Source organism: Anaerosporobacter sp. (genome assembly GCF_965301125.1).
The window spans coordinates 1-884 of the sequence record NZ_CBDLAM010000182.1 but is presented as its reverse complement, the minus strand read 5'-3'; the positions used below and the strand labels follow the sequence as shown (position 1 = coordinate 884).

Sequence of the window (884 nt, the reverse complement as noted above, 5' to 3'; positions counted from 1 at the left end):
GTATAAGACATATATATTTAAATTCATTCAAGTCCACATTTATATCTGTAATAAAAATAAAAGATGTGAACTTGAATGATTTAATCCATTAAATCAGGTTAATTTAAAAAGTCTTTTCACATACATTGACTAAATTCCAAACGATACATCATCAATGTAAACATCTGTATTACCTGATGTGGATGTTGCAAGGAATTGAACTCTTGCATATGACGTATTTGAAGGAATAACAGTCGTCGTTCTATAGTAATTAAAGTCCCCTCGTGAAGTAGGCATAGAATTTACTGGTATCGATATAGTTGTTCTACTAATTTCAACTTTTCCTGATGTATAGTAAATAACATTGGCAGATAACGCTGTATTAGCATTGCCACTTGCTGAAAACGAGAAATCAAAGTAGCAGCCTACTCGATTGGAAAGTGATGTTATATCCTGATAAATATCAGTTCCACCTTGAGCTACTCTCTCTCCTTTAATAGCTACAGCTGCAAGACCAGTAAGGAAAGTGCTTTGTGCAGTAGTCTTTGACACAGCAGTCGTTACTCCCACTGACTGATTCCAACCAGTTGGTAGGCCTGGAGATGTGGCAAATACTTCGAAGCTACTGTTCTCAATTAAATTGCCCGTTCTAGTACAAGGATACGTGCAGACACCATCTGCCCCAGGTGCTCCGGTTGCCCCTGTTGCTCCGTCTGCTCCATCTACTCCATCACAGCCTCTTGGTCCGCGTGCTCCGGTTGCTCCATCTGCTCCTCTTGCTCCGTCTGCTCCGGTCGCTCCATTTACTCCAGAAGCTCAAAAATAACCATATGATCAAGCAGAACACACAAAACATAAAGAACAAAATGATCCAGGTAAAAGTAAATAAACAGGTGGTCGTGTAG

At 39.7% G+C, this 884-nt stretch carries 2 protein-coding genes; one reads left to right on the top strand and one right to left on the bottom strand.

Annotation, left to right across the window (positions count from 1 at the left end):
- Positions 1-129: 129 nt before the first annotated feature.
- Positions 130-531 (bottom strand): hypothetical protein, encoded by a 402-nt coding sequence (locus ACW2QF_RS15945; RefSeq protein WP_455716999.1) that lies wholly within the window; start codon positions 529-531, stop codon positions 130-132.
- A 112-nt stretch (positions 532-643) separates the two neighbouring features.
- Here ACW2QF_RS15945 and ACW2QF_RS15940 point away from each other — a divergent pair, with 112 nt between their 5' ends.
- Complete coding sequence (locus ACW2QF_RS15940; RefSeq protein ID WP_455716998.1) at positions 644-805, top strand: hypothetical protein; 162 nt, start codon at positions 644-646, stop codon at positions 803-805.
- Positions 806-884 lie beyond the last annotated feature (79 nt).